This window comes from Kamptonema sp. UHCC 0994, assembly GCF_029167235.1.
Lineage (GTDB): Bacteria > Cyanobacteriota > Cyanobacteriia > Cyanobacteriales > Microcoleaceae > Kamptonema.
Window position 1 is genome coordinate 15,094 of the sequence record NZ_JARFTR010000303.1, and the last position, 26,103, is coordinate 41,196.

The 26,103-nt window shown below is 42.6% G+C and carries 28 protein-coding genes and 2 tRNA genes; 20 read left to right on the plus strand and 10 right to left on the minus strand.

The window, feature by feature from the left end; all coding sequences use genetic code 11:
- Positions 1-3: 3 nt before the first annotated feature.
- The 4 genes from PY364_RS27665 to PY364_RS27680 form a co-directional block, all read right to left on the minus strand.
- Positions 4-246, minus strand: coding sequence for an addiction module protein (locus PY364_RS27665; protein WP_275570912.1), 243 nt, complete (start codon positions 244-246; stop codon positions 4-6).
- A 146-nt stretch (positions 247-392) separates the two neighbouring features.
- On the minus strand, positions 393-677 hold the full coding sequence (locus PY364_RS27670; protein WP_275570913.1) for a hypothetical protein: 285 nt from the start codon (positions 675-677) through the stop codon (positions 393-395).
- Positions 678-703: 26 nt separating this feature from the next.
- Positions 704-841, minus strand: coding sequence for a hypothetical protein (locus PY364_RS27675; RefSeq protein WP_275570914.1), 138 nt, complete (start codon positions 839-841; stop codon positions 704-706).
- A 188-nt stretch (positions 842-1,029) separates the two neighbouring features.
- On the minus strand, positions 1,030-3,213 hold the full coding sequence (locus PY364_RS27680) for an ATP-binding domain-containing protein (RefSeq protein WP_275570915.1): 2,184 nt from the start codon (positions 3,211-3,213) through the stop codon (positions 1,030-1,032).
- A gap of 140 nt (positions 3,214-3,353) precedes the next feature.
- On the opposite strand from PY364_RS27680, the gene PY364_RS27685 reads away from it, so the two are divergent.
- From PY364_RS27685 to PY364_RS27710, 6 genes are all read left to right on the plus strand, one after another.
- Positions 3,354-4,307, plus strand: coding sequence for a glycosyltransferase family 2 protein (locus PY364_RS27685; RefSeq protein ID WP_275570916.1), 954 nt, complete (start codon positions 3,354-3,356; stop codon positions 4,305-4,307).
- Positions 4,308-4,311: 4 nt separating this feature from the next.
- Positions 4,312-5,907, plus strand: coding sequence for a hypothetical protein (locus PY364_RS27690; protein ID WP_275570917.1), 1,596 nt, complete (start codon positions 4,312-4,314; stop codon positions 5,905-5,907).
- Between the two features lie 223 nt (positions 5,908-6,130).
- Positions 6,131-6,361 (plus strand): type II toxin-antitoxin system HigB family toxin, encoded by a 231-nt coding sequence (locus PY364_RS27695; RefSeq protein ID WP_275570939.1) that lies wholly within the window; start codon positions 6,131-6,133, stop codon positions 6,359-6,361.
- Between the two features lie 112 nt (positions 6,362-6,473).
- A complete protein-coding gene (locus PY364_RS27700; RefSeq protein WP_275570918.1) occupies positions 6,474-6,734 on the plus strand; it encodes a hypothetical protein in 261 nt (86 codons plus the stop codon).
- The gene (locus PY364_RS27705) at positions 6,731-6,925 is read left to right on the plus strand and encodes a hypothetical protein (protein WP_275570919.1); all 195 of its coding nucleotides are present in this window, start codon (positions 6,731-6,733) and stop codon (positions 6,923-6,925) included. Before PY364_RS27700 ends, PY364_RS27705 begins: the two co-directional genes overlap by 4 nt.
- Before the next feature lie 519 nt (positions 6,926-7,444).
- A complete protein-coding gene (locus tag PY364_RS27710; protein ID WP_275570920.1) occupies positions 7,445-9,067 on the plus strand; it encodes an ATP-binding protein in 1,623 nt (540 codons plus the stop codon).
- 46 nt (positions 9,068-9,113) lie between these two features.
- On the opposite strand, the gene rimO is transcribed toward PY364_RS27710, so the two are convergent.
- A complete protein-coding gene (gene rimO, locus PY364_RS27715) occupies positions 9,114-10,427 on the minus strand; it encodes a 30S ribosomal protein S12 methylthiotransferase RimO (protein ID WP_275570921.1) in 1,314 nt (437 codons plus the stop codon).
- A gap of 128 nt (positions 10,428-10,555) precedes the next feature.
- On the opposite strand from rimO, the gene PY364_RS27720 reads away from it, so the two are divergent.
- From PY364_RS27720 to PY364_RS27765, 10 genes are all read left to right on the plus strand, one after another.
- Entirely contained in the window at positions 10,556-11,446 is an 891-nt protein-coding gene (locus PY364_RS27720; protein WP_275570940.1) for a DUF4351 domain-containing protein, read from the plus strand.
- Positions 11,447-11,494: 48 nt separating this feature from the next.
- Positions 11,495-11,806 (plus strand): DUF4351 domain-containing protein, encoded by a 312-nt coding sequence (locus tag PY364_RS27725; RefSeq protein WP_275570922.1) that lies wholly within the window; start codon positions 11,495-11,497, stop codon positions 11,804-11,806.
- 184 nt (positions 11,807-11,990) lie between these two features.
- Positions 11,991-12,131, plus strand: coding sequence for a hypothetical protein (locus PY364_RS27730; protein ID WP_275570923.1), 141 nt, complete (start codon positions 11,991-11,993; stop codon positions 12,129-12,131).
- 190 nt (positions 12,132-12,321) lie between these two features.
- The gene (locus tag PY364_RS27735; protein WP_275570924.1) at positions 12,322-14,148 is read left to right on the plus strand and encodes an ABC transporter ATP-binding protein; all 1,827 of its coding nucleotides are present in this window, start codon (positions 12,322-12,324) and stop codon (positions 14,146-14,148) included.
- A gap of 371 nt (positions 14,149-14,519) precedes the next feature.
- Positions 14,520-14,604: transfer RNA gene (locus PY364_RS27740), tRNA-Tyr, on the plus strand.
- Positions 14,605-14,669: 65 nt separating this feature from the next.
- A tRNA-Thr gene (locus PY364_RS27745) sits at positions 14,670-14,741 on the plus strand.
- Between the two features lie 555 nt (positions 14,742-15,296).
- The gene (locus tag PY364_RS27750) at positions 15,297-15,596 is read left to right on the plus strand and encodes a PEP-CTERM sorting domain-containing protein (RefSeq protein WP_275570925.1); all 300 of its coding nucleotides are present in this window, start codon (positions 15,297-15,299) and stop codon (positions 15,594-15,596) included.
- An 82-nt stretch (positions 15,597-15,678) separates the two neighbouring features.
- Positions 15,679-16,518: an FAD-dependent oxidoreductase gene (locus PY364_RS27755; protein WP_275570926.1), complete on the plus strand. Its 840-nt coding sequence runs from the start codon at positions 15,679-15,681 to the stop codon at positions 16,516-16,518.
- Between the two features lie 13 nt (positions 16,519-16,531).
- The gene (locus PY364_RS27760) at positions 16,532-17,095 is read left to right on the plus strand and encodes a hypothetical protein (RefSeq protein ID WP_275570927.1); all 564 of its coding nucleotides are present in this window, start codon (positions 16,532-16,534) and stop codon (positions 17,093-17,095) included.
- A 49-nt stretch (positions 17,096-17,144) separates the two neighbouring features.
- The gene (locus PY364_RS27765; RefSeq protein WP_275570928.1) at positions 17,145-18,509 is read left to right on the plus strand and encodes a glycosyltransferase family 39 protein; all 1,365 of its coding nucleotides are present in this window, start codon (positions 17,145-17,147) and stop codon (positions 18,507-18,509) included.
- 27 nt (positions 18,510-18,536) lie between these two features.
- On the opposite strand, the gene PY364_RS27770 is transcribed toward PY364_RS27765, so the two are convergent.
- From PY364_RS27770 to PY364_RS27785, 4 genes are all read right to left on the minus strand, one after another.
- Positions 18,537-18,782 (minus strand): DUF2283 domain-containing protein, encoded by a 246-nt coding sequence (locus tag PY364_RS27770; RefSeq protein ID WP_275570929.1) that lies wholly within the window; start codon positions 18,780-18,782, stop codon positions 18,537-18,539.
- A gap of 113 nt (positions 18,783-18,895) precedes the next feature.
- Complete coding sequence (locus PY364_RS27775; protein ID WP_275570930.1) at positions 18,896-21,019, minus strand: VWA domain-containing protein; 2,124 nt, start codon at positions 21,017-21,019, stop codon at positions 18,896-18,898.
- A gap of 168 nt (positions 21,020-21,187) precedes the next feature.
- Positions 21,188-22,405: a HAMP domain-containing sensor histidine kinase gene (locus tag PY364_RS27780; protein WP_275570931.1), complete on the minus strand. Its 1,218-nt coding sequence runs from the start codon at positions 22,403-22,405 to the stop codon at positions 21,188-21,190.
- Between the two features lie 375 nt (positions 22,406-22,780).
- A complete protein-coding gene (locus PY364_RS27785; protein ID WP_275570932.1) occupies positions 22,781-22,999 on the minus strand; it encodes a hypothetical protein in 219 nt (72 codons plus the stop codon).
- A gap of 358 nt (positions 23,000-23,357) precedes the next feature.
- On the opposite strand from PY364_RS27785, the gene PY364_RS27790 reads away from it, so the two are divergent.
- Both PY364_RS27790 and PY364_RS27795 read left to right on the plus strand, forming a co-directional pair.
- A complete protein-coding gene (locus PY364_RS27790) occupies positions 23,358-23,846 on the plus strand; it encodes a hypothetical protein (RefSeq protein WP_275570933.1) in 489 nt (162 codons plus the stop codon).
- Between the two features lie 81 nt (positions 23,847-23,927).
- On the plus strand, positions 23,928-24,188 hold the full coding sequence (locus tag PY364_RS27795) for a translation initiation factor (RefSeq protein WP_275570934.1): 261 nt from the start codon (positions 23,928-23,930) through the stop codon (positions 24,186-24,188).
- Between the two features lie 172 nt (positions 24,189-24,360).
- Here PY364_RS27795 and PY364_RS27800 read toward each other — a convergent pair whose 3' ends face one another.
- The gene (locus PY364_RS27800) at positions 24,361-25,569 is read right to left on the minus strand and encodes an AI-2E family transporter (protein ID WP_275570935.1); all 1,209 of its coding nucleotides are present in this window, start codon (positions 25,567-25,569) and stop codon (positions 24,361-24,363) included.
- A 47-nt stretch (positions 25,570-25,616) separates the two neighbouring features.
- On the opposite strand from PY364_RS27800, the gene PY364_RS27805 reads away from it, so the two are divergent.
- On the plus strand, positions 25,617-25,739 hold the full coding sequence (locus PY364_RS27805) for a hypothetical protein (protein ID WP_275570936.1): 123 nt from the start codon (positions 25,617-25,619) through the stop codon (positions 25,737-25,739).
- A gap of 2 nt (positions 25,740-25,741) precedes the next feature.
- Positions 25,742-26,038: a DUF3288 family protein gene (locus tag PY364_RS27810; protein WP_275570937.1), complete on the plus strand. Its 297-nt coding sequence runs from the start codon at positions 25,742-25,744 to the stop codon at positions 26,036-26,038.
- Positions 26,039-26,103 lie beyond the last annotated feature (65 nt).

Genomic DNA, 26,103 nt, shown 5'->3' on the forward strand with positions numbered 1-26,103 from the left:
TTTTCATACTACTTCAAAGTCTAACACTAATGGCCTTACTTGAGCTAAGGCTTCATCCCCCGGAATTGCTTGCACAGCATCGCTTTGGATCTCGTTACGCCGTTTATGAGCCTCAGTTGTCCAAGCTGCCTGAATTATTGGGTCGATATCGAATTCTAAACTTTCTGCGAGTTTTTCTGCCAAAAGTGCTCTTGATGCAATAGGCAGAGATAAAAGCTCTTCTGTCAGTTGTTCAATTGACCGCATAACTCTTCGCCAAATGCTTAATTACGATCGTAATGTAACAGATTTTAGACCAATAGAAGGCCATCTTCAGTGGAAGATGTGCAGAGATTGGGGTAAAGTGCGATTTATCGCTGTAACAAATATGCCTAAAAATCTTTTCCAGTCACCTAATTCTGAGCGATTTCATTTAAGGCTTCACCAATGATTTGATCGCTGACACCCCGACGCTTTAAACTGGAAATCAAGGCTGCGATCGTTTCACTCTCAACTCGCTCTAAATCTATACGTAATCCTTGACCAATGTAGGCACGAATCAATGGCTGATATCCTGAAAAGCCTAACAGTGGTGCAATCCGTTTGAGGTCTTCTATGACATCTTCAGGAATGCGAATTGTTACGCTAGTCATGGGACGATTGCGATCGAGTCGCTTTTTTAATGCTTCAACTTTCATATTCTGTTCGCTCTTGACGAGTTGCTTTACGTGCTGAAATGAGCTGAGGTCGGCGATCGCAATTCCTTCTGTGTTGGATTTTCAACAGTTACTTCCAGTAGGCGAGAGTGAAAATTAGGGGATGAAAAAGGTGCGATCGCTCTTTTTGGATAAGACTTACGCATGGGCCCCAGAAACCGGGTTTTTTAGAGAATCTGTGGGTCACAACGAAGTATTTTCGTAAAAACCCGGTTTCTTTGGTTGGGTGCGTAAGTCCTGTTGGATAAAGAAGCGATCGCTCTTTTGAAAGTCCGCGTAGGCGGACTTTGTTTGTGTAGCCGCGATTTCAATCGCCGGGATATTGTTAATGAGATTAAACTTCTTCCGCCTCCCCAATATCTCGTTTCAAAGGTCGCTTATAAGTAAAGGTAAAAGTATCTTTACTCTCAATCACCCGCCGCATTTCCTCATACATTGGATAATCACCAACCCCACTCAAATTAGCCCAACCCCGCGCCCTCGTCAAAGCAACAAATAATTGATTACGCAGACTTACATCAGCCTCATTTCGAGCAATATTATCAAAGCCAACCACATAGATCATATCAGCTTCATTCCCCTTAGCGCGAGTAACGCGAGACACTGTTACCCCGCCATCCATCCAAAACAAATCAGGGTTATGATTCGGCCATTTAGGGTTTAATTCATTCAAACCCAAAGCAGTAGGAATGTAAATATCAATCCCTTGATCGCTCAAGAAACTAGCCACCTGACTTTCCAACTCTATCGCATCAGAAACAGAACCCAAAACGATGACTAAAATATCCCTACTAGGCTTGAGATCGTCATGGGCGATATTGTACAAAATCTTATCAGCTAAAGCCGTCATTTCTTCCTGGCGAGAACCGTAAGTTTCAAACTCTAATACAGGCTTTCCCCACAATTGCTCAATAGGATTTGGTGAATTTTGAGGTGGCCGATGTAGGGTGATTTTTTGACCAGCAATAAACTTACCCGTCACCTCATAACCGATAGCTTTCCAATCGTCAGCGCGGGTAATTCCTGTTAACATTCCCTCCGGTCGCAATAACCCCATCCCGATCGCGTGCGCTGCTGTTAGAATTGTACCAGGAGTGCGATAACAACGGCGCATCACTTCTGATTTTTTAATGCCGCCGCTATATTGGGTTCCTTTACTTAATAAATTGCTTAAACTTTCGCCAAACAATTCTTTAGTAGTTGGTACTTTTAAGTTATCCAGACTTTGAGCTTCATCATAGGCCCAAATTAAGCGCCGCTGCTCTAACTTTTCTGGATCTGCTGGTTTTAAAGCTTGATAAGCTAACCAATAAATCGCCTGTTTATCCTGAAACTTTAGATCGTCGTCCGAGACTAAATCTTGACCTTCATCTATCAAAATTGCATCAAAAACGGGCTCAATTTTGATTTCTTCGGATAGGCGCTTACAAAGTTCAGCTAATCCCCGGTTAGGCTGTCTTTCCGGTGTTTCTCCCGCACTCCGCGATCGCACACCGTTGAACTCACAGATTGTACTATAAAGTCCCGGTTGATTTTTCCCACCCCAAGCGTGAAGAATCCGCAGTTTTCTGTTAGTTTTAGGATCGTATTGAACATCACCATTTGTGAAGCGACGCAACCACCGATCTACTAACCCAATCATCAAATCGTAAAGAGTTCGAGTGAAAAATACTAAGGCAATATCCCAGTCAGGATGTTTCAAGTGAATATGCGCTGCTTTCTGACACAATAACACAGTTTTTCCTGACCCAGCAATGCCCCGCATTCGCTGAAAACCAGGGGGAATTTCTTTGCCGATGTGTTCTTGCTGAAAATCTAATTCGTAGAGCCGTTCCTGCAATGTTGCAATCGTACTAGAACGAGTTTTACTGTTAGTAGATTGAAGAACGCGGGGCGCTTTTCTCAAAATAGGGCCGCCGCTGATAACTGATAACAATAATTCCCATTGCTCATCGTCAATTTCCTCACCTTCAACCACTACAGGCGCTCTTTTTATCCGCTCAGTTAAGGCAAGTTTCCCTAAGTGATCTTTGAAGATAATCGGCGGACAATTGGGAAGTTTATCAAATTCTTTTTGTTGCCATTCTCCCTCTGTAATTAGAGGTAGTGCTATCATCGCTCTAGCGTCGACTTTCCGGCGAATAGCAGGTTCTCTATCGCAATATCCCAATAAGGTGTAAAGTTGATTTTCCGCTTGCTGATAGGGGTTAGTTTCTGCGGTGGAAAAGTTTTGAAATTCCCATTCTTGACCGTTAACGGCAACAATTTGGTCAATCTTAACAGATTTGACCTCGATAATTACTAAACTTAATTCGCGATCGACAATCAAAATGTCAGGTTCTTTACGAATTTCTCCAAACTTTGAGAAAAGAGGATAGCGCGAGTAACCAATGCAGGCGCGATCGGCAAAGGCACTACGTACTGCATCCCAAACTATTTGTTCGCCCGATTCTGTACTCTTGTCTAACGGCTCTGTAGTGATAAATTTGCGACCCTGATCTTCCATTCCAACAGGCATTGATATTGACCTCGCTAACGATTAAGATGTGTAATTTGTGTTTCGCTGGTTCAAAATGTGCAGATAGGAGTATATGATAACAGAAAAGGTAAACCGCAATCTCAAAGTTTCCTTGATTTTCCTAAATTTTTACTCTCACGATGAAGAAGCTGATTATCCAAATTCCTTGTTATAACGAGGAAGGCAGTCTCGGTGTTACACTTGCGGCATTGCCTCGTCATTTGCCTGGTATTGATATTATTGAATGGTTGGTTATTGATGATGGTAGCCAAGATAGAACTGTTGAAGTAGCAAAAGAGTGGGGTGTAGATCGCATTGTTCGTTTTTCAAGTAACCAAGGTTTAGCTAAAGCTTTTATGGCGGGCTTGGATGCTTGTTTGAAGGCGGGAGCTGATATTATTGTCAATACTGATGCGGATAATCAATATTGTGCTGATGATATTCCTTTGTTGATTGGGCCAATTTTGTTGGGCCAAGCGGAAATAGTTGTAGGTGCTCGACCTATTCTCGAAATTGAGCATTTTTCTCCTACTAAAAAACTGCTACAAAAAGTAGGTAGTTGGGTGGTTCGTCTGGCCAGTAAGACGGATATTCCTGATGCTCCCAGCGGGTTTCGAGCATTTAGCAGAGAAGCAGCAATGCAGTTAAATGTGTTTAATCAATATACTTATACTCTGGAGACAATTATTCAAGCTGGACAAAAAGGCATGGCAATTACTTCGGTTCCGATTCGCACTAATGGGGTTTTAAGACCTTCGCGGTTGGTAAAAAGTACGCCTTCTTATGTGGTAAGATCGTTGTTTACAATCCTCCGCATTTTCATGATTTACAAACCCCTACGGTTTTTCTTAATGTTAGGAAGTGTGCCGTTTAGTCTGGGTGTAATATTAGGAATCCGCTGGATATTTTTCTTTGTTTTACAGGGTACTCTCAGAACTAGAGTTCCTAGTTTAATCTTAGCTGCGATTTTAATTCTGATCGGCTTTCAGTTGTGGATGTTGGGTTTAATTGCTGATTTAATGGCAGCTAATCGCAAATTGGTGGAAGAGATTCAATTGCGGCTGCGACGGTTTGATACTAAGAAAGAAGATTAAAATTATGGATAGTAAAAATTTGTTTGCTCGTGAGGCAATAGCACAAATTCCTAAAATTTTGACGCTGTGCGATCGCAATCCTCATAGTCCTACTTACGGATGTTTTGACCGCAATTTTTGGCATTATAAAATCATAGATTTTCCCAGCGGAATGGCTCAAGAATTTGTTTGGCCCTTAGCTTTAGCTTACCATACAAATATTCCCTATAACCCTTTCTATCAACAACCAATGATTCGCAAATGGGTAGAAGCTGGGATTATCTATGCTGCCCGTAGTGCTCACCGTGATGGTTCCTGCGATGACTATTTCCCCTATGAAAGAGCATCCGGGGCGGCGGCATTTTCTCTATTAGCTTGCATCGAAAGTTACACGCTGTTAAAATTGCATAGTGATGAAACTTTGCATTTTTTTGAGAGGAGAGCTAACTGGTTAGCAAATCACCACGAAAGCGGTAAACTTACCAATCACCAAGCTTTAATTGTCTTGTGTTTAGAACTGCTAGAAAAATTATTGAATACTTCCAAGTGGGAGAATGCAAAAAAACTGCGTTTAAAGCGAGTTTTTGAGTGGCAAAACCCCGAAGGTTGGTTTCAGGAATATGAAGGATGCGATCCTGGATATCACACTTTAACAATATCATGTTTAGCGCGTATTTATCAACTCAAGCCAGATGATAGATTGAAAGATACGATTGTAAAGGCTGTGGAATTAGCCGCTCAATTCATTCATCCTGATGGCTCTTATGGTGGAGAATATGCTAGTCGCAATACCTATAACTTTTTTCCGCATGGTTTTGAATTAGTTGGTCAATGGATGCCGGAAGCTTTACAAATTAACGATCGTTTTTTGACGGGATTAACTAATGGTTTAGCTCCTTGTTATGCTGACGATCATATTATCGGTCATCATACTTGGAATTATTTACTAGCTTGGCGGGATTTCGTACCGGATAGACCACACTCTATTGCAAAAAATGCTGCTAGTATTTGGCTAAAAGAAGCTAAACTTTTGATTAAAAGATGTGGGGATACTGAGCTTTATATAGCTTTGAATAAAGGCGGGACTTTCAAGCTATTTCGCAACAATCAGTTAGTTGCTTCTGATACTCAATTTTCGCTCCAATTCTGTAAAAAAGGTAAAATTAAGAATGCAGTTAGCCATTTAATAGGTGATTGTGCCGTAGAAGTTGATGAGGATGAAATTACTATTTCTGGACAAATGGGATGGGCAAAACAAACGCAAATGACACCGATAAAATTACTGATTTTGCGGGTTGTTATGCTGACATTTGGGCGTTTTTTCCCTAATTTAATTCGGAAAATTTTGCAGAAAATGTTGATTACTGGCAAACAAGATGCACCGTTTCGCTTTTGTCGCCGCTTACAATGGGAAAATAAACAATGGCACATTACCGATGAACTGTATGCTAATTCTTGGGAAGGGGTGATTAGTGCGGGGATTGGTTGCGATCAAACTTCTATTTATGTGGTGATGAGTCGCACGTTTCAAAGAGGTCAATTGTTACCTTGGCTTGACTTGAGTGATGAAGTTAAAAAACTTACTCCTGGTCAACCTTTGAAAGTGAAACGCTATCTGTAAGCGATTGGCGAGTTAGAGGCGATCGCAGCGCTTTTCTAGGATATAATTTTCCCGAAGAATGTTATAGCAACCTTCTTGGCAGTTAGGACGTTCTGAGTTCCACCAAACTCGCTGATTCTATTCCCTTCTTCCCCTTCTTCCCCTTCTTTCCCTTCTTTCCCTAGCCCCTAGCCCCTAGCCCCTAGCCCCTAACCGCCTTGGCGGTTGCTATAACTGGTTTAAAATTGCTACCAAAGCCAAATGGTCAAATTTAGTTGAGGTGCAATCTGTTTTTCCTAAAGCCGAAGCGGTGGGAAATTTTACAGTTTTTAACATCAAAGGTAATAATTATAGATTAATAGTTAGTGATGCCTGCGGCTGGCTACGCCTACGCGCTTTTTTAACCACAAATAGATGTGGATGGCTCAAGAGCGATACTTGTCAAAAAATTGTACTATTTTATGTTAAATTTTAATTGTAATAACTTATAAAATGGTGTAATCATGGCTGATTTACCATCAAAAACAACGGAAGTTCTCAATCAATTAAAATAGCAGGCGTTAGACATTGTTAATAAAGCTTCAGCCTTGGAATTAACTATTTTTGAGCTATTTGGAGAGACAGAGGTAACGATTCCGGCACTAGATGAAATGAAAAGTGCCGCCGAAGATGCTGAATCTTCCTACTCTCAACTGTCTAATATCCAGCTTCAAATTGCTAAATCTCAACATGATGCCTCTCGTGATATGCTACAATTACTAGAACGAGCTATAGCACGAACCCAAGCAAGGATTCCGGCGTTGGAGCGTAGTATTGAAGAAGTTAAAATGGAATATAACTTGCCATGAATAAACAACCCCATATCCCCGCTCCAGAAACATCTAAACGTTTGCTTGCTAACCTCCGACGCTCTCGGATGGAGGTTCAAGAAGTCAATTTAGAATTAGGAGAAATTAATGCGATGCTGGCAGAACAGCTTCGCGAGCAAAGATTGAAGCGAGTCAGGCGATCGCTCAGTAACTCAACAGCAGAATTGTAAAATTATTAGCAAAAGTAGCCAAAAGTTTATGGAGCGCGATCGCGCTTTTTTGGGAAAGAGCGATCGCATTGGCGAACCCTCCCATACAGCTTTTTGAAAAGGGTGCAAAATATGAAGGGCGAAAAATATGAATTAGACAAGATTTGTACACACTTCTCTATTATCAGGGAGTTTAGCGCAGGCTCTGAATTTCCTATTGTAGTTCATCATATCTCCAAAATTCGATCCGTTAACTCGAGTTGTGTACGGAACATAGGTATTGCCCTGCTCATCTTTTAAATATAGAACTGTACCACTTGGAACATCAGCTTTAACCCAATTAGCTTTACAATTCTCTGATTTTCGCAATTCAATTTTTAGTTCTCGTCGTCCCCAGGGGGGGCCGTAGTCTCCCCCTGATGTCGATGTAAGCGTTTCTGAATCTTTGTCACATCCCCTATCTCTTGGATTTTGTCCATCCTGAGCATGAACACTTGAGCTAAAATCGGCTCAAGACAAAATAGTAATGTGCGAGGAGCAATGGCAGGTTTACTCAGAGCATCTGAAGAGGGGCTAAAAATCATTGACATGGTAAGACGCAATCTCGGATGGAATAAAACTGAGGATACTTGGTGTCTCGCAGCCTTAGTTTCAACAGCTACCTTAAAGCGGTTTTGGGCAAGAATAGGAATTAGACGAGAGAACTTTATCAATATTTGCAAAGCAGTAGAAATAGAAAACTGGGAATACATAGCTGAAGGCTACAAAATCAAGACAACAGAACCACTTTTAGCTGCCGCGATCGCAGATATCCCCCTAGACTCTCAAAACGATAAAAACTTCCCCCTCCCTGAAAATTTACCCCCCGTGAGAAATTGGGTAAATCGCACAAAAGAACTCGACATCATAAAAGCTACACTGATTAACTCAGACATCACCGCCATCTCAATAGTCGGCTTACCAGGCATCGGCAAAACCTCCCTCATTAGCCAACTAATTCGCCAACTTCACACAGAAAATACCCCCTTCACCGCCGCCGCTTGGCAATCGTTACAATCGGCAACAGGCAAAGCACCCCCCTTTGATTGGACGATTGATTCCCTGCTATTCACTCTATCCAACGGCGACATCACAACAACCGTCACTCCTCAAGATGACTCTTTAAAAAAGATAGAAAAACTGATAAAAATTATCAAGGCTAAACCTTGCTTAATCATATTCGATCGCGCCGAAACTCTCCTCAAAACCAAACAAGCACAAACCGCTGGCTATTTCGCAGACGACAGTGCCGAATACCCTTGGTTATTCAAACAACTATTAGAAACAGAACATCAAAGCAAAATCCTATTCACCAGTCGCGAAAGCTTAGCGGAATTGCCACCAACTGTTACCCGTGAAATCCAGCTAAACGGACTAAATCAAGATGCGGCAATTACCCTATTGCAATCTTTAAATCTGACTGCAAATCGTGAAGAATTAGCCGAACTTTCCCATCGCTACCAAGGACATCCCAAAGCTTTGCAACTGGTAGCTACGTTAATTCGAGATGATGACGAGTTTCAGGGAAATGTCGGAAAGTTTTTGCAGGATAGAGATTGGCTACTCATTCGAGATATTGAGAGCTTAATTGATGAAATGATACTCCGACTTAGCGACTTAGAACAAACTTGCCTCAGCCGAATTTCTATCTATCAAACTTCAGAATATCCCCTATCTTTTGCCGCAATTGCTACTCAAATGCCAGAAGTAAGTAAATATGAACTTAAAGAAAATATTATCCTGGCTCTCAAGCGTCGGCAACTGCTATGTTATGATTGTCAAAGAGAATCTTATCAATTGCATCCCCTAGTCCAAGAAAAAGGCTATCCCTTACTAAATCAAAACCATGAAAATGTTCGCGCTGCACATCGTAAAGCGTACCATTATTTTATCAGCATTCCCCTCAAACCTGAATCTGAATGGCAAGATATTGAGGATATTAAACCACTAATCAGAGCGCACTATCATGCGTCTCAGGCAGAAGATTTGGATGCTGCAAAGGCGATAATTGCTGAAGTTTACAAGTATATGCAACAATGGAATTGTGCAGAGGATTTAGGTGTAAATCTACTGTCACCATTATTGAATGAAACTCATAAACTTAAAGCTAGTGTCGATGAATAACAGGGTTAAATTCGTAGGGGCGGTGCCCCCGTGCCCGCCCTCTCAATCAAACTACCTGACCATAAAGGTCATAAACATCAGCATCAGTAATGTTTACACGCACCATAGACCCCAAAGAGGCCTCTCCCTCAACATATACTAAACCATCGACATCAGGGGAAAAACGAGCCGATCGCCCTATTAACTCTCCTGTCTCTGGATTTTCTTGTTCCAGCAATACATCTACCATCTTACCTACCGACTTTTGATTATTCTTCAGCGAAATCGGTTGCTGCGCCGCCATCACCGCCTCTCGCCGCGCTTCCATGACTTCTTGCGGTAATTGATTGGGTAAATTGTAGGCAGGTGTTCCCTCCTCTGGGGAAAATGTGAATACTCCGACGTGATCGAATTCGTGACGCTTGACAAATTCTAATAAATGTGCTGCGTGTTCCTCGGTTTCGCCAGGAAAGCCGACGATAAAAGTTGTCCGCAAAATAGCATCAGGCATAGAGGCTTTAATCCGCTCAATGATGCTATCATTTACGCCTGCTTGAAATGGTCGATTCATGGCCCGCAAAATTTCCGGGTGGGAGTGTTGTAAGGGTAGATCCAAGTAAGGCAAAATATTGGGTGTTTCCTGAATTGCCGCCATCACTTTTGGCGTTAAACCTGTAGGATAGGCGTAGTGCATCCGAATCCAAGGTATATCGACTTTACCTAATGCTTGTAACAGTTCAGCTAATTTGGGTTCGCCGTAGATGTCTTTGCCATAATTGGTAGTAATTTGGGAAATTAAGATAATTTCTTTTACACCTTCGGCAGCTAACTGTTCGGCTTCGGCGACAATAGATTCGATGGTGCGCGATCGCTGATTTCCCCGCAAATGAGGGATAATGCAAAATGCACAGCGATAGTCGCATCCTTCGGCAATTCGCAAGTAGGCGACAGCTTCCGGTGTAGTTCGGTAACGGGGGGTATTTTCATCGGCGATGTAGGTAGGTTCAGCAGAAACTAAGGTAACGCGATCGCCTTTTTCCACCTGTTCAATTACACCAACAATTTGATGATAATCCCCAGTGCCAACCAATGCCACTGCTTCTGGTAATTCATTGAGTAAATCTTGTTGAAAATGCTGGGCCATACAGCCAGCAATCACAATTTTTTTATTAGCTTGAGCTAATTCTACCAAAGTGCGAACGGACTCTTCCCGCGCTGCTTGGATAAAACTGCAAGTATTAACAATAACGTAATCGGCTAACTCTTCATTGGCATCGACTTGATAGCCTGCTTGTGCCAACAAGCCAATCATGTGTTCGGTGTCTATGCGATTTTTTTCACAACCGAGGTGAGTAAATGCGATCGTTGGCTTAGTTGCCATATAGGATTTATCTTTAGGAGATTTCTACAAACGTTTTACTATAGCACACAAGTTGACAATTGACAATAAATGAGGGAAGATTACCTGAAAAATCTATATTAAGTGCAAAACTTTTTAAGCGATCGCCTGTGACTTACGACAACATTTGTAAATATCTAGCTGAAGAGTATCCGGTTTCCTTTGTCCGCTGGCTACTGCCAACTAACACCGAGGAAATTCAGGTACTCAAAACTGAACTCAGCCTAGAACCTATTAGAGCAGACTCGGTGACATTCTTGCAAGTAGCAAACCAAATTCTACACCTAGAATTTCAAACAGAGCCTGCTTCTGAGCCACCAATGCCGCTAAGAATGTTAGACTATTGGGTGAGGCTGCATCGTCAATATCGGTGCGACATCGAACAAGTCGTGATTTTTTTAACGCGCACAAGTTCACAAGCTGCCTTTACTAATCAGTTTACTGCTCGTAATACCCAGCACCGCTACCGAGTCATCCGAATGTGGGAACAAAACCCCGCACCTTTACTGGCTAACCCAGAACTTTTACCGTTAGCTGTGTTAGCGCGATCGGATAATCCTAATATTTTGCTACAACAAGTAGCAGAACAAGTTGCTAGCATTGAAGCACCGGATGAACGGCAGAATCTTTCAGCTTGTATAGAGATTTTAGCAGGTCTGCGGTTTAATACAGCATTGATTCGCCAACTATTCAGAGAGGAGATTATGCGTGAGTCTGTAATTTATCAAGAAATCATCCAGCGAGGAGAGCAACAAGGTCTCCAACAAGGACTGCAACAAGGATTGCAACAAGGACTACAACAAGGACTACAACAAGGACTAGGACAGGAAGCGTTAGCATATACGATGCGTCTGCTAAATCGTCGTGTTGGGGAGATTAATACTCAGCTACAAGCAAGAATTCGTCTGTTATCTGTTGTGCAATTGGAAAATTTGGGTGAGGCATTATTAGATTTTTCTGATGTTAGTGATTTAGTTGCTTGGCTAGATACTAATCATTAAGAATAACCAAGTTTTTCAGTTGTTCGCTAATGATTCAGAGAGGACATTATGCGTGAGTCTGTAATTTATCAAGAAATCATCCAGCGAGGCCTCCAACAAGGACTCCAACAAGGACTCCAACAAGGACTCCAACAAGGATTGCAACAAGGATTGCAACAAGGATTGCAACAAGGACTAAGACAGGAAGCGTTAGCATATACGATGCGTCTGCTAAATCGTCGTTTTGGGGAGATTAACGCTCAGCTACAAGCAAGAATTCGTCTGTTATCTGTTGTTCAATTGGAAAATTTGGGTGAGGCGTTATTAGATTTTTCTGATGTTAATGATTTAGTTGCTTGGCTAAATACTCATCAGCAATAGTAACCAGTAAGTAGGGTGGGCAAAGCCGACAACCATTTATAACTATTCAATGTCAGCTTCTTGCAGCTTTGTGTACCCTACGTTTAACGCAATCTTAATTATTATTTTACAAATATACTCTTAGTTAGATGTTAGAAAATAGATTGTTTGCTAAAATCAGCGTAAGAATTAGGATGACCGTACTATGTCTGACTTAAATCGCGGAATTATGAAGTTTAAGGGAGCCGATAGCCCAACGGCGATCGCAGTCTCAGCGATCGCGATTCTGGGTAGCATCAGTTTCCTGATCTGGTGGGCACTACAATCAGCCTACACTTTAAGCTAATGAGGGGTAAGCTTATCTGTATTAATGACTATCCAAACCCTAAACTCCCCAATCACCCAGTCGGGTGAGTCATCTGGATGAAGTTGGAGGCTGCCAGCGGTAATACTCTTGTAATATAGTTGTAGTAAAGACGCGCAATAGTGCGTCTTTACTTTTGATGGCCCGATGGGCCGTATTACAAGTAAAACCTATGGCAACCTTTCGGGACATCCTCAAATATTACGAGGACTATTGGAAAACTTCTGTCATCAGTATAGGAGCATCCAGCGCCTTTGAACTAATCGATCTGATTGTTCCCTACGCAATTGGTCAAACTTTAAACGTTTTGTCGGGTAAACCGCCAGATGCGATCGCGCAAAATTTAATAAATGCGATCGCCTCCGCCACTCAACAACCCGTCAATCAGACATTATCCCTATCCGTATTGCTGGGCTTAATTTTCCTAGCCACCGTCTGTAAAGCACCAGTACAGCCTTGGCTTGGTTCCTGGTTTCACTGGTTAATTTCCTTAAAAGCACGTCGAGATCGCACCCAAGGCGCGATCGCCAAAATCCTCACCTTACCCCTAGAATTCTACGACGAAAACAACCCCGGACGCATTGCCAGCCGCATAGCTAAAGGACTAGCAAACCACAGTTGGACATACCCAGAAATTGCAGGCGAACTAATTCCCGAAGTCGTGCGTTTACTTGGTATTTTTGTCGTAATTTGGCTAATCGAATGGCGAATCGGCTTATTAATCCTGGTTTCCTTCCTATTTATCCTCAGCTTCACTCTGAAAGAACTCAAACATCTAATTGACAGAGAAGAAATTTTGGATGAATACATCGAAAATACAGAAAGCCACAATTCAGAAATTATCACCAATATCAAAACTGTCAAAGCGTTTGCCACCGAAAATTTAGAATTTGAAAGGCAAACAACACGCCTAAACCGCGAGTTAAAAATTGGACTTCACCGTATCCACCGAAGATATGTAACATTGGGAATGTCCCAGAAGACCGTTATTCAGTTTTGTCTATTTTTGGTGCTGGGTTTTAGTGTAGCAGCAACGGCTGGCGGTCAAATTTCTCTAGGATACTTCGTCACGACTTATACACTGGCGAGTATGGCTTATTCAGAACTAACTCCGATTACTAATCTTGCGGAAGTATTTGCTCGCCGCTATGCTTCAATGATGCGGTTTCACGAGTTTATGCAGTTACCAGATGGTGATGATAAGGTAATGCTAGAAACGGCGTTTCCAAAGGAGTCAATACGTCCATCCTACAAATTTACTGGCAAGGTTGAGTTTTCTCACCTGACATTTGGATATGACCCGGAAAAACCTGTTTTACAAGATATTGATTTATTGATTCATCCCTGTCAAACTGTGGCATTAGTAGGTAAATCGGGTTCCGGTAAGTCTACTTTGGTGAAGCTACTATTTCGGTATTTTGAACCGAAAGGAGGCCGGATTCTGATCGATGGCGATGACATTCGCACGTTAAATGTAACTGCTTACCGCCAGCGTTTGGCGATCGTTCATCAGGAAGTTGATGTTTTCAATGGTACTTTGTTGGATAACTTGATTTATGGTAATCGGAAAGCTACCTTTGAACAAGTTGAGGATGCTTGTCGGATTGCGAAAGTAGACGAGTTTATCCATCAATTGCCCCAAGGTTATCATACATTTGTCGGTGAACGCGGTGTGCGGTTGTCGGGTGGCCAACGGCAACGGTTGGGAATTGCGAGGGCGCTATTGGTCGATCCAGATGTGCTAATCTTTGATGAAGCTACTTCTAGTCTGGATTATGAGTCAGAGCGATCGATTCAGCTAGCAATGAAGAATATCTTAGGCACGCGGACGACGATTATTATTGCCCACCGATTGAGTACGATTCGGGAAGCAGATCAGATTGTAGTTCTTGACCAAGGCCAGATTGTGGAAGTTGGTAGCCATGATGAATTATTAACCCAAGGGGGGATTTACCGACGATTGCACTCCCTGCAAGAAACAGGCGAACTAATTGCTTAGGTTTTTCTCGCTGGATTTGGAGGCTGTATGCCTACAAGAGTATAGGATGCAGTTGAGCTAGAGTGCTATCCGGTAAAGATAGCACTTTTGCCTGTTGAGTCTGGGAGAAAATCTCGTTATAGCAACCTTCTTGGTAGTTAGGACGTTCTGAGTTACTGAAACTCCCTGATTCTATTCCCTTCTTTCCCCCCTTTCCCTTCTTTCCCCATCTCCCCCATCTTTCCCCCTAGCCCCTAGCCCCTAGCCCCTAGCCCCTAACCGCTGAAAGCGGTTGCTATATGTGAAGTTTTGTTAATTTTGCCAAAAATCTCGTTTACCCCCTTGCACAAGTAGAGGTAGTGCTGCTACTATTAATGATTGTGGGTGCAAATGGGTCGGTGCCCGAGCGGTTAATGGGGGCGGACTGTAAATCCGCTGGCTACGCCTACGCTAGTTCAAATCTAGCCCGGCCCACCACATTTTTATAGAAAATTAAAAATTAAAAATTCAAGATTTAAACTTTTTAACTTTTAATTTTAACTGCCCTTGTAGCTCAGTGGTAGAGCACACCCTTGGTAAGGGTGAGGTCATGAGTTCAATCCTCATCAAGGGCTTTAATTAATAGTCGCTTGTTTCTTGGCGATCGCCTTCTAATCCTAGCTTGTTTCGTGGCGTAGGCGAAGCCAGCGGTCGGCATCGCACTCCATCGAACTTACGTTAAATTCGTAAAAGCTTATCGACATTGGATCTTGGTATTCTGTGCCACCGTATTTCTGCTGAGTGCTATTTGTTACCTTACGTAATCATATTTACACAACCTTTACAATATACTGTAGTAAAATCGACAATCTTAAAGATTGTGTAAAGAACCTAGGGCAACTTATTCAAATGTTCAGAATGTTTGCGTATAATAGAAATCAGATGTCTGCATACTTGAGCGATCGCCTCTAAGCATTGCCTAACACCGCAGAGCTGCCCTATAGCTAAATAAGTTGGGTGTCATCTAGTGCCTAGAAAATCTTAACTTTTATCTTTTCTCTTCCACAAACTTAAGTAAATTAGTTGAGGTAGCTTAGACAAAAGAGGTTAAGACGATCGCAATGCACAGATTTTGTTACTCGCCAATTGCCCAAAACAAAAAATAATAATAATTAATGGTAGAATTTTGTATGAACAAATTATTGACTTCTGGTGCGGGGGTCTTATGTATAGCAACAGCTATTGCTTGGGGAGAAACTGCCTTCGCTGCCAACTTACAAACAAGTTCATTAGCTAGAGTGTGGCATTCTGGAAACTCTTTTCTAGGCCAGATTCAGCCAGCTTCAGATGCACCGCCATTGCTTGATAAGCAATTACCCACAAACCCAAGCCCAGCTAGAGTCCCAGAGCCAGCAATGGTAGTTGGTTTAGGTTTAGTTGCGGGTTCTTTTGCTTTGACTCGCCGCCGTCCAGAGAAAAAAGAACTGTAAAATTTCACATAGATGGGTTGTTGCATTGACAGGTTGTGGTATAGTCAAGCGTTAGTTATAAAAACCTCATTAACACCAAAACGTGCCGCCAATATACATACTTGGAGCCGGGCCTGCGGGTCTAGCGGCTGCTTATACACTCACACAGCAAGGTCAAACAGTTGTTGTAGTTGAGCGAGACTCAAAAGTTGGCGGACTTGCTAAGAGCATTGAGTACCAAGGGTTTATTCTCGACCTCGGCCCCCACCGCTTTTATACTAAAATTGCTCCCGTAATCCAACTCTGGAACGAAGTTTTGGGCAAAGATCAAGTTACGGTTACTCGTCTCACCCGGATTTATTATAGTGGCAAATACTTTAGCTATCCCCTCAAAGCTTTTGAAGTCTTATTTGCCTTGGGAATTGTGGAAAATATCCGCATCTTTTTTTCTTATTTAGTAGCAAAGATGCTACCTAACCGCCACCCGAAAAATTTTTCAGAATGGGTGGTTGCTAAATTTGGCAAGCGTTTATCTGAGATATTTTTTGAAGGTTATACGGAAAAACTTTGGGGGATTCCCTGTACTGAAATTAGTGCTGAATGGGCCGCCCAACGGATTAAAGGACTGTCGCTGCTGAAAGCAATTCGCACGGCTTTTTTAGGTAGCGATGGCAAGGTTAAAAGCATGATTGGTCAGTTTCAATTTCCGCGCTTAGGCTCAGGGCAATTATACGACAAAATCAGCGATTATCTACTGGGCAAAAATCAGAAAGTTCTCCTGAATACAGAAGTAGTGCGGCTGCATGAGCATAATAACCGCGTCACTCAACTCACCTTGAAAAATCGCCAAACCGGGGTAGAGTTAACGGTTGACTGTAGTGCCGTGATTTCCTCAGTGCCGCTGAATATATTAGTAGAACAAATGATTTCACCCCCCCCGTAAGCAAATCTTATCATTGGCGCGATCGCTTCAGTTTCGCAACACAGTTCTCGTTTATTTAATAGTTGAAGGTAGTCAGTTATTCCCGGACAACTGGCTTTATATCAATGAACCCAGTGTAAGGCTAGGAAGGGTGACTAATTTTGCTAATTGGTCGCCAGAGATGCTATCGAATCAGCATCAAACGCCTTTATGCTGCGAATATTGGTGCAACTTTGACGAACCGATGTGGCAGTTGCCGGAAGTTGATCTTTTGAGTTTGGCCGAAGAAGAATTGAGAAAAATTGGGTTGCTTTGCAATGAAAAGATTGCGGCAGGTTTTGTCGTGCGTTTGCCGCGTACTTACCCAATTTATGCGGGGGATTATAAGCATATTTTAGCAGAGATTCAAAGTTATATCAAGCAGTTTGAGAATTTGCAAGTTGTGGGTCGTTATGGTGCTTTTAAGTATAACAATCAAGACCACAGTTTGCTGATGGGGATTTTAGCGGCTGAGAATGTGTTGAACCCTGGGAAGCATGACCTTTGGGGAGTTAATTCTGATAGTGAGTATCTGGAGGAAGCTAAGGCTGAGCGATAACCTGTTTTCCGGTAGCGTAATTTTATTGTGCATCTTTGAAATAATTAATATGAAAAACACAAAAAAAAATACAGCTAATATTACCATTGTGGCAGTGCTGTTAGTAGCTTTATTGATGAGGTTATTACTGCCTGTTTTAGCTTTGATTATTACCCAAGATTTAGAACTGTTTAATAGAGGAGATACATTATCATATACAATTCCGGCAAAAAAGCTAATAGAATTAGGTCAGTTTTTAAACATTGACAATCAACCAGAACTATTTCGCACTCCTGGCTATCCTTTACTACTAATTCCCGGACTATTAGCAGGTAATGTGGAAATTGTGACCATTTTTATTCAGATAATATTAGATTGTTTAACTGTATATCTAATCTACAAAATTGCTTTACTCCTCTTTAAAAGAGATGAAATTGCCATTGTATGTGCTTTACTATATGCTATTGAACCTTTGCCAATACTCAGATCGAGTTTTTTAATGTCTGAGACTTTACATACAACTTTATTAACTTTGTTTTTGAAGCTTCTGTTAGAATACTTCAAGAATAATTCAGGAAAAAACCTAGCTTTGGCAGCTATTACTTTAGCAGCATCTATTTATGTCAGACCTATCGGATATTATTTGCCCTTGCTGATAACTGCTATTCTTCTAGTCTGGAACTTTAAAAAGATGCAAGCAAGGAAATTTTTAATTATTCACACCTGTATTTTTTTGGTAGTAGCAATGGGTAGCGTTGGTATTTGGCAAATCAGAAACTATGTAAAAGCAGGATATTCAGGGATTGCTGCTGTTTCTGATTACAATTTGTATTGCTATAATGGTGCTTCTTTAATTGCCAGACAAAAAAAAGTTTCCTCCGAAGAAGTCCATGAACAGTTAGGATGTACTGATAGGGAAAAGTATTTTCAGATTTATCCAGAACAACGCCAATGGAGTCAGAGTCAAATCTACCGTTACATGGGCAAAGAAGGAAAAAAGATTATTATGAGCGATCCTTTAACCTACTCAATAGTTCATTTAGAAGGGATGTTTAGGACTCTAATTCAGACACCTACAAATCGGTATGTACTACTATTAATGGGGATGTTTGAGCCATCAATCACTCCTTCGTATAAAAATCTATATCAATACAAAGATATCGTATTTTGGACTAATTTAAACCTATCATTATTATTAGGCGTGTATCTTTTAGGTGTTACCACAGCCTTACTATCAAAGAGATTCCTGAATAATCTGTCAATGATTACGCTTGTTAGCGTCGCTGTCTATTTCCTGACTGTATCAGGTGGTGATGTTGGCAGCCATAGGTTTCGCCTGGCCATTACGCCAATTATTTGTCTGCTGGCCGGCTATGGCTTATCTCTAATTATTAACCGAATCAAGCATCAATTCTCGCCATCAGCCAACAATTGAAATAGTTACAGAGATGCGATCGTTTTTTTAACGCATGACTGTTAATAATCTCGCTTGCACAGATTCTAAAATTGAATCTAGAATAAAAGAACTAGCCTTAATAATTTCTATCCCAATTAATTCTCCCGCTTCATTGACTTCTACCGTAATATTAGGGCTGATTTCGACACTTTGGGATTCCCGTTCATCAGAAAGGGTTAAATGAAGAATATCCTCTTTTTCAAAATACGCCATTTTAGCATTATTCAAAAAATCACCTAATGCCTTTAACATTAATAAGATATTAATAGGAGTTATGCAACTGGCACATAGAGTAGGGTGCGTCAGGCGCTAAAATCCTGATTATATCAATCAATCATTTCGTCTGACGCACCCTACAAGCTTGATTAAGATTTCAAAGATGCGATCGCACCCCTCGCCATTGCAGCGATCGCCTGATCCGTCGCCTTCGGCAAATGATAATATTTCCCTCCCGCATTCTTCGCCAACTCCTTAGCAAACCCCGTCGAAACAAACTTATTCTCCGTATCAATCACCAACAACTGCATCCCCAAACCCCGAATTTTCGCCGCAATTTCTAACAATTCCGCCTTAATATCCGGCTTTTCCCCATCTAACATCGGTTCCCCCAAAGATCGAGCCAAAGGAATATTCCCCCGGCCATCAGTAATCGCCACGATCGCAACTTGGCCGACATCCCCCGACTTCTGAGCATTTACACCTACTCGTACCGCCTGAGTCAAGCCGTGAGCCAAAGGTGAACCGCCCCCACAGGGTAATCTTTCCAAACGGTTACGGGCCAAAGCGATCGAACGAGTGGGGGGTAATAAAACCTCAGCCTGCTCGCCCCGAAACGGAATTAAAGCCACTTGATCCCGACTTTGATAGGCTTCCGTCAAAAGCTGCATAACTGCACCCTTCGCTGACTGCATCCGATTCAAAGCCATCGAGCCGGAAGCATCCACTACAAACACGACTAAAGCCCCCGCTTTTCTGGCTAAGCGTTTTGCCCGAATATCTCCAGATTCCACAAATACGCGCTTACCCCCCCCTTGCCCCCCCTTGGTAAGGGGGGGAGATTGAGGATTTATCTCCTTACCAAGGGGAGGAGATTGAGGATTTATCTCCTTACCAAGGGAAGATTGAGAATTTACCTGCAATGAACTCCCCCCCTTACCAAGGGGGGGTTGGGGGGGGTTCGCTGCATCCCTTTCCCGCCGCGCCTTCTGATAAGGTGCAGCCGCTCTCAGCGTTGCGTCAACGGCAATCCGTCGCACGGGGCCTTTAGGCAACATCGGCTTAACATAGCGGCCTCTATCCTCCGAAAAAATCACGCTACGACTCCCCGATTTCCCCTGACGGTTGGCCATTTGAGCAAATAAAAGCACCGTCGGATCGAGCACTACCCCCTCTGGATCGAACAAAAATTCTTCAGGAATGCTCATTTCTTCCTCTTCTGGCGGCTCTTGATCTTCCTCCTCATCCTCATCCTCATCTTGCTCCTCCTCCGATTGATCTTGAGGGGGTGGCGGCGGTGGCGGTGGCGGGGGTAACTCGTCTGGGGGAGTTTGCACAATCGTCGCGCGGGGGACAATTACCAATTCTACGGCGCGGCGCAAATCGTCAGCCGTGACATCGGTACGCCCTTCTAAAGCCGCCGCCGCTTTAGCTACACGCACGGCGAATAGTTCGGCTCGATGTCCCTGTACACCGCCGCGAATTGCTTCTTCTACTAAATAGGCAATTTGTTCGCGTTGAATACGTACATCTTTTAACCATTCTCGCGCTAGTAAAATTTGGGTTTTAAGGTTATCAATATCTTCTGTATATTGACTGAGGAAAGCTTGGGGAGAAATAGAATAGGAAAGGGCAGATTCTACAGCTTGCACTCTTTCATCTAATCCTAAAATAGCATCGGCAGAAAGAGCGATGGCAATTCGATCTAATAAGTGTTCTCTCAGCGGGCCTTCTTCGGGATTATAGGTAGCAATAAATAGGGCTTTGCAGGGATGTTCAAAACTAATTCCTTCTCGTTCAATGCGGTTTCTTCCTTCTGTTAAAACTGTCAATAATTGGTTAGAAATATTATTATCGAGCAGATTAATTTCATCGACATAAAGCACGCCGCGATTCGCTTGGGCTAACAATCCTGGTTGAAATGCGGTTTCACCTAATTTGACAGATTGCTCAACATCAACTGAACCTAAAAGTCGGTCTTCTGTAACTCCTAAAGGAATTTGGACAAAGGGGGCGGGAATGATTTTAGTTGCTATTTCTTCCCCGTCAATTGGTTCCTCGTTACAGATAGAATCTTTAACAATTTCAATGGGAGGTAATAAACAGTGTAAAGCTCTTGCCATGACGGATTTAGCCGTACCTCGACGGCCCGCGATCGCCACGCCTCCTAATCCGGGGTCAATTGCTGCTAAAAGTAGTGCTAATTTAATTGCTTCTTGCCCCACAACGGCGGTGAGGGGAAAAGCTGTCATTGTAGATGTAAATTGAGTCATTATTTCTATTATTTTTAATTAGTTTAGCCTATTACCACTTTAAAGGAAAACGCGACCACGCACAAACTCCCTGCTTCCTCCCGGCGGTAAATACCGCCCAGAGGGCGGCGTTACGTAGTTCTGCAAAGAAATGTAACTTGCTCTGTCGATCGTGGCGACTGCGATATATCAATTAACACTTACGAGTTCATTTTTCTTAATTTCTAATGGTAAAATTACAGTAAAAGTGGAACCGACACCTACCTGAGAGACTAACTTTATTTTACCTTGTAAAAGTGTTACTAACCGAGAAACTATTGCTAACCCGAGTCCGGTGCTGTCGGGAGGAAATTGGTAGCGATTAGTTTCTCCAACTTGGAAGAAAGGTTCAAAAATTCGTTCTATATGTTCGGTTGCAATGCCTATTCCGGTGTCTTTTACTGCGATTGCCCAGCGTTCATCAGGCAATATTTCGCAATTTAAGTCGATGCTGCCAACTTCTGTGTAGCGAATGGCATTGCTGATGAGATTCGTGATAATTTGCTGGAATCGTTGGGGGTCTGTAATAATTGTATCAGGTGCGCGATCGCTTTTTAATGTGATTTTTAATCCCTTGTCGTCCGCTAAGGGCTGCATAGTGTCTATCACGGCATTAATTGCAGAGATGACATTGATTGATATCAACCGCAATTTGATTTTTCCGGCTTCGGCGCGGGACAGTTCTAAGGCATCGTTTACTAACCGGAGTAACTGTCTGCCATTCCGCAATACTCGCTCAATATGTTCGATCTGGCCGCGAGTGTCTCTCACCTCTGTTACTCGTTTTTCTTTACGTAAGAATAGCTCGGAATAACCGATAATTGAGTTGAGAGGTGTTTTGAGTTCGTGAGCTAAATGGGCGAGGGTTTCTTGATTGGCGTGAGCTAAACGATTAAGTTCTTGATTTGTCAATGTTAATTGACTTTGAATCTGCTGCAATTCTCGCAGTCGCTCGTCAACATAACTTTTAAAGCATTGTGCGATCGCTTCGTCTAATACAGCATCAATTAGACGTACAGTTCGCATTACTTCTGGTACGGTGGCCGTTAGCAAATCTGTTTCTAAATGAGTAAATATCACTTGCCGCAATAAACGGTATTCCTGGGCTACTTCTGAGGGATCGTATCCTTGCTCAGCCCGCAACAAGCCGTGTTCTAAACTTGCACTTACTATCAGTCTAATTTCACTTTCTTGAGTTTTGGAAAGTACGGTTGTCATTGCTACTAATACGTGCGGAATATGATCTTTTACCGCTGAAGGCGGTAAAGTGTCGGCACTTTCGATCTGTCTGTCTTGCCGAACGGCTTCAATCCAATTGGTGAGGATTGCTTCAGTTTTATCAGTTAGCAGTTTGCTACAGTCCAGCATGGTTAGGGTGGGGGTGGGGTAGGGCAGATATTCCCTTTGGATTATTGTAGTTGACCTACCGCAAACTGGCAAATCAAAACTTGAGCAATATCTACCCCCAAAAGAAACAGATTAGGTTATGATTTCCCTTGCTCAGTGTTAGGTATTCCCTCCATGCTTTATTCCCACGAGGGTTTTTACAGTGAAGAAACTGTAAATCAATTGATGCTTGAGGCGGCTGTACCTGCACATTAAATTTTGGATTTTGGATTTTGGATTTATTTTGTAATCCAAAATCTAAAATCTAGTAAGTGCGTAAGTCCTATTAAAATAAATGTTAATTTAAAAATTAAAAATTAAAAATTAAATTAAAAATCAAACTCAAAATAGGTAAATCTACTGAACTGCCGAAAGTTCTGCAACCAATTTAATCCGTCCCCGACGTACCGAGCGAAGCAGTCTATTGATGGAGCGCCTTTCATCGTCACCGAGAGATTCATCAAAAACGGCGGCCATGAGTCCGTAGCGATCGGCTAGAGTAATGGTGTTGGTGGCATTAGCTTGGGCGAATAATTCGCTGATAGCAGAGTGAATCAAGTAGATGGGAGCTTGCATGGCTAGTTAGTTTGAACTCTATACTTACAGTATTATCCATTTTTTTGTTCCAACCTGTGATGAAACGAGGTTAGTATCAGTGATTCTACTTAGGGCATAGTGTGACTGAAACCTCTAAGATTGTGTGAGCAGGGTCACAGAATAAGGGGGAAGAAAGGAAGACTGGGAGAAAACTTACCCTATTGCTATTAACTACTAGACTAACTACTAGACATCATCTACGAATCTTCTAATTTATTAGAATCAATCTATTTGTATATGCCATTGGTATGAAATAACAAATATTTTTATATCTAAATACTGATGTATATATTTACAAAAACTATCAACATTGAAAGAAACAAAGGAGATGTGTGTGATGAATAAAATCAATCCATATCGAAGAAAATCTTACTGGATGTCTCTGCTACTAACAGTGCTGCTAACATTTCCCTTAATGACAGCCTGTGGCTCAAAACAATCTTCAGTGCCGCCCCCAGTTGATGACACTCGTGCTGGACAGACAGTCTCAGATCCCAACCGTTCCCCGGAAGTGAAAAAGGGATTGTCAAATACTCAGAAAGTAGCAATTTTAGCTGGAGCAGCGGCACTTTACTATATCTACAACCAGCATAAAAACAAACAAGAACAGGGGTCACAGGGGCAATACTACCTTTCCAAAAATGGTCGGGTTTACTACCGCGATGCTGAGCACCGCGCTCACTGGGTAACACCGCCCCCTGAAGGAATTAAAGTTCCAGAGTCCGAAGCACAGCAATATCGTGAATTCCAGGGTTACAACAATAGTCCTACCGGCAGAGATCTCACCAGCGTTGAAGAAGCCAGAACCGCAGCCCCGGTACAGTAACCACAAAGATAACAACGGCGTGCAATAGGCAAATGCTTTTGATACAGCCGTTTCCTCAGCTATAAAAAAAGGAGAAAGATCGTGTTCGACGGGTTATTACGACAGTTGAAAGAGGCAATCCTGGGGCCTAGCGGCGGGCGAATAGATCCTAATGGCAACTATGACGATCGCAATGTCCGCCCTGCTAGCGAAGATCCCTACGGCGATCCCGCCGATTATGGACAATCTGGCAACGTCCGCCCTGCTAGCGAAGATCCCTACGGCGATCCCGCCGATTATCCACAATTCGGCAATGTTCGCCCAGCCAGCGAAGATCCCTACGGCGATCCCGCCGATCGGTAGCGGGTTTAAGCAAGTAAAGCAGTTTGACTAAAAAGACATCTCCGACAATGCCCAAGCCATTGACGTGAGGTGTTTCTGGCTGTTTGAAACTCATTTTTTGGTTATTTGATTTTACTTTAACTGAGCAAAGCGATCGCTTAGCAATTTTGATTTCTGAGAGGTTTATTAGCCATTAGAGAATCCCATCTCCTTTTAGAGGTGGAAGTGTCAATTTTGTTTCTAGATCGGGGTTAAGATGAATAACTTCTGAAGGTTCATTGGTAGAGAGATCGTGGGCTGATTCATCTGTAACTTTTTCCGATCTCACCGCAGCTAATGCCTCCTTTATAACTACTGCTGCTGGTACTGCGATTACAACTCCCAAAAAGCCTCCGACTCGCGCTCCTGTCAAGATAGAAACAAATACCCAAAATGGATTTAAACCGGTCACGGAACCAAGAACTCTGGGAGCAATTAAATTTTCTACTATTTGCTGTACAATTAATTCAACGGCTAGAACTTGCAGCCCTAATCCAATGTTTTGTAGCGCCACAAGTACAGTTACAAGGGCAATGCCGACAGAGCCACCAAAAGGCACTAATGCCATTAGACCAATTGTTAAGCCAAATAGTAGACCAAAGGGAACTTTTAGGAAAACAAAGGCTGAAGTTAGTCCAAAAGCCATACAAGTTGCAATTATGAGCTGCCCTGTAAAGTAGTTTTGAAAACTTAGTCTTAGTGTCTCGGAAAAGGGCTTTTGAAATCGAGGGGGCAACCACTCAATTAAGCTTTCCCAGATATCACTACTATGCAGGAGCAAATAAAAGGTTAAAACTACTGTTAGTAGTAAATCCAATAATCTGACAACAGTTAAAACAGTCAGGTTTAAGGTGATATTTAAAGCTCGTCCTGCGACGAGCTGTAGTTCGCCTTTGAGTCGGGTATTAATCTGAGCAATGAAGCCGTCGAGGTTAACGGGTAAGCCGAGAGCATTGATTTTATCGTCGAAGATTAGGAGCTGGCGCTGTCCAGAATCAATCCATTCTGGTAAGCGAGCGACGAGCTGCTGTGCTTGAGTGAAGGCGAGGGGGAACAGTGTCAGCGCTAGGGCCAGGAGGATCAACAGGGCTGTTAAAAAGACTAGAATTGCGGCTTGCTCTCGTTGTACTCCGTGTTGCTCGAACAATCTGACGGGATAGTTGAGCAGGAAGGACAACAGGGAGGCGACTAAGAGGATGACAAAGAGCGATTGAAAATAACCAAAAATTTGAGAGAATGCCCAAGCATTGAGTACGGTGAGTGGTGATGCTAGGGCGATCGCTAGCAGGCGACTCATGGGAGTAAGGGATTCCCACCAGCTCAGCAGACGACTTTTGGGTGCTTTTGGCCAAGAATTAACCATGAAATCCTGTCAACTTTTAAGACTCATATTGGTTATTATCCTCAGCTTTGGCTAGAGCTGTACCTTCAATAGGTATGATTTTTATGCGATCGCCTGCTGGGAAATGTCAAGGGCCGCGATCGCACTCCCCTAGCTCAACTGCTAACGGATCTCTAGCACGGATGGAATAAACATGAAATCAGCACAGACAAATCAGGAACAGCAGCATCCTCAATATAAGAGCGATCGCGTCATTGTTACTAATCTATTAGCAGGAGAATCAACTGACTACAATTTAGCTGAATTAGGGCGGCTAAAAATTCGCTATCGCGGCTTTCCCGGTGCTAGGGATATCCAGAGAGATTTAGATAGAGTAATGCAGAAATGGGGTTATCCTGATGAGGAAGCGCTTTACGAAAAAACCCGCCAGATTCATGCTGCTGGTCAGGTTTATAAGCGCCAAAAAACTGAGGAGGAAGATTGGATTTAAGAGCGCGATCGTACTTTCTCATACCAAATAGGACTTATGCAACCCTCACGTAACGCCGCCATCTT

Excerpts from the sequence above, each read along its gene's own strand:
- PY364_RS27665 (WP_275570912.1), bottom strand. The coding sequence starts at position 246 with ATGCGGTCAATTGAACAACTGACAGAAGAGCTTTTATCTCTGCCTATT.
- PY364_RS27670 (WP_275570913.1), bottom strand. The coding sequence starts at position 677 with ATGAAAGTTGAAGCATTAAAAAAGCGACTCGATCGCAATCGTCCCATG.
- PY364_RS27675 (WP_275570914.1), bottom strand. The coding sequence starts at position 841 with ATGCGTAAGTCTTATCCAAAAAGAGCGATCGCACCTTTTTCATCCCCT.
- PY364_RS27680 (WP_275570915.1), bottom strand. The coding sequence starts at position 3,213 with ATGCCTGTTGGAATGGAAGATCAGGGTCGCAAATTTATCACTACAGAG.
- PY364_RS27685 (WP_275570916.1), top strand. The coding sequence starts at position 3,354 with ATGAAGAAGCTGATTATCCAAATTCCTTGTTATAACGAGGAAGGCAGT.
- PY364_RS27690 (WP_275570917.1), top strand. The coding sequence starts at position 4,312 with ATGGATAGTAAAAATTTGTTTGCTCGTGAGGCAATAGCACAAATTCCT.
- PY364_RS27705 (WP_275570919.1), top strand. The coding sequence starts at position 6,731 with ATGAATAAACAACCCCATATCCCCGCTCCAGAAACATCTAAACGTTTG.
- PY364_RS27710 (WP_275570920.1), top strand. The coding sequence starts at position 7,445 with ATGGCAGGTTTACTCAGAGCATCTGAAGAGGGGCTAAAAATCATTGAC.
- rimO (WP_275570921.1), bottom strand. The coding sequence starts at position 10,427 with ATGGCAACTAAGCCAACGATCGCATTTACTCACCTCGGTTGTGAAAAA.
- PY364_RS27725 (WP_275570922.1), top strand. The coding sequence starts at position 11,495 with ATGCGTGAGTCTGTAATTTATCAAGAAATCATCCAGCGAGGCCTCCAA.
- PY364_RS27730 (WP_275570923.1), top strand. The coding sequence starts at position 11,991 with ATGTCTGACTTAAATCGCGGAATTATGAAGTTTAAGGGAGCCGATAGC.
- PY364_RS27735 (WP_275570924.1), top strand. The coding sequence starts at position 12,322 with ATGGCAACCTTTCGGGACATCCTCAAATATTACGAGGACTATTGGAAA.
- PY364_RS27750 (WP_275570925.1), top strand. The coding sequence starts at position 15,297 with ATGAACAAATTATTGACTTCTGGTGCGGGGGTCTTATGTATAGCAACA.
- PY364_RS27765 (WP_275570928.1), top strand. The coding sequence starts at position 17,145 with ATGAAAAACACAAAAAAAAATACAGCTAATATTACCATTGTGGCAGTG.
- PY364_RS27770 (WP_275570929.1), bottom strand. The coding sequence starts at position 18,782 with ATGTTAAAGGCATTAGGTGATTTTTTGAATAATGCTAAAATGGCGTAT.
- PY364_RS27775 (WP_275570930.1), bottom strand. The coding sequence starts at position 21,019 with ATGACTCAATTTACATCTACAATGACAGCTTTTCCCCTCACCGCCGTT.
- PY364_RS27780 (WP_275570931.1), bottom strand. The coding sequence starts at position 22,405 with ATGCTGGACTGTAGCAAACTGCTAACTGATAAAACTGAAGCAATCCTC.
- PY364_RS27785 (WP_275570932.1), bottom strand. The coding sequence starts at position 22,999 with ATGCAAGCTCCCATCTACTTGATTCACTCTGCTATCAGCGAATTATTC.
- PY364_RS27790 (WP_275570933.1), top strand. The coding sequence starts at position 23,358 with ATGAATAAAATCAATCCATATCGAAGAAAATCTTACTGGATGTCTCTG.
- PY364_RS27800 (WP_275570935.1), bottom strand. The coding sequence starts at position 25,569 with ATGGTTAATTCTTGGCCAAAAGCACCCAAAAGTCGTCTGCTGAGCTGG.
- PY364_RS27810 (WP_275570937.1), top strand. The coding sequence starts at position 25,742 with ATGAAATCAGCACAGACAAATCAGGAACAGCAGCATCCTCAATATAAG.